This window comes from Mesorhizobium sp. M2A.F.Ca.ET.037.01.1.1, from assembly GCF_003998075.1.
Classification (GTDB): Bacteria; Pseudomonadota; Alphaproteobacteria; order Rhizobiales; family Rhizobiaceae; genus Mesorhizobium.
Genome location: NZ_RZSA01001344.1, coordinates 1 through 1,375, shown reverse-complemented (window position 1 = coordinate 1,375; position 1,375 = coordinate 1). Strand labels below are relative to the sequence as shown.

The window sequence follows — 1,375 nt, the reverse complement described above, 5'->3', positions numbered from 1 at the left end:
GCTCGACGGAGGCCGCGTCCGACACATCGGTTTCGACGGCCAGCGCGCCGGTTTCCTTCGCCAGCGTCGCCAATTTGTCGACATTGCGCGCGGCAAGGACGACGCGGAAGCCCTCCCTGGCGAGAAGCCGCGCCAGCGAGGCGCTGAGCCCGGAGCCGGCGCCCGCGATCACTGCGATATTGGCTGCCATGGCATTTTCTCCTTGAGACAGGTCGGCAACGGTCGTGCAGGCTCGCGCCTTCGGCGGCAAGAGGCAAGAACGTGGTTGCTCGATTTTCGCCATTTGGCGCAAAAGGCCGCCGGCAAGGGCGAGCCGAAAGACTTGCCTGCCGCGCCGATCCGTCCGACACGTGGTTGGACGACGATTAGGGAACAAGACCATGGAACCAATCTGGGCCGTCGGGCTGATGACCGGCACGGTGCTCGACGGCAACATCGACGTGGCGCTGATCAAGACGGATGGTGAGCGCATCGCCGACACCGGCACATACACGCTGGCCCCTTACCCGCAATCAATCCGCGCCTTGCTCGAAGAGACGCTGCGCCAAGCCCGCGCCTGGAATTTCGAGGGAGCGGAGCCGGCGATTTTTCGCGAGGCAGAGGAGGCGCTGACGCGGGCGCAGTCGGCGGCGGTCAAGGATCTGGTCGAGAGCCAGGGCATGCGCATCGCCGAGATCGGCGTCGTCGGCTTCCACGGCCAGACGGTGCTGCATCGCGCGCCGCAGCCGGGGCGGATCGGTCGCACGCGCCAGCTCGGCGATGGCGAGCTGATGGCTTCGCTGCTCGGCACCAAGGTGGCCTATGACTTCCGCTCGGCGGATGTCGCGGCGGGCGGGCAAGGCGCGCCTCTTGCGGCCGCCTATCATGCAGCGCTGCTCAAGGAAGCCGATCCGAGCGGCAACACCGCCGTGCTCAATCTCGGCGGGGTCGGCAACATCACCTGGTGGGACGGCAAGGACAATATCGTCGCCTTCGACACCGGGCCGGCCAATGCGCCGGTCAATGATTTCATCAAGGCGAAGCGCCTCGGCGAGATGGACCGCGACGGCAGGCTGGCGGCTGCCGGCAGGGTCGATGAGGAACGGCTCGCCAGGCTCTTGCAGCATCCCTACCTGACGAAGCCCTACCCGAAATCGCTCGACCGCTTCGACTTCACCGCGGCGATGGCCGAGGGGCTGAACGCCGAGGACGGCGCGGCGACGCTGACGGCCTTCACTGTGTCGGCCGTGGGCAAGGCGCTCGACCTGTTGCCGCGCCGGCCGAAGCGGCTGGCGGTCAGCGGCGGCGGCCGCCATAACCCGACGATGATGGCGATGCTCGAAAGCCGCGCCGGGGTCGAAGTGGTGCAGGCCGAGACGCTCGGATGGAAGGGCGA

At 67.6% G+C, this 1,375-nt stretch carries 2 protein-coding genes; one reads left to right on the top strand and one right to left on the bottom strand.

All coding sequences use genetic code 11. The annotated features are described in order from the left end of the window. Positions 1-190, bottom strand: a 190-nt coding sequence (locus EOA27_RS36590) for an SDR family NAD(P)-dependent oxidoreductase (protein ID WP_127258725.1), incomplete at its 3' end; no start/stop codon positions are given. A 190-nt stretch (positions 191-380) separates the two neighbouring features. Between EOA27_RS36590 and EOA27_RS36585 the strand changes: the two genes are divergently transcribed. Beyond that, positions 381-1,375, top strand: a 995-nt coding sequence (locus EOA27_RS36585) for an anhydro-N-acetylmuramic acid kinase (RefSeq protein WP_127258723.1), incomplete at its 3' end; no start/stop codon positions are given.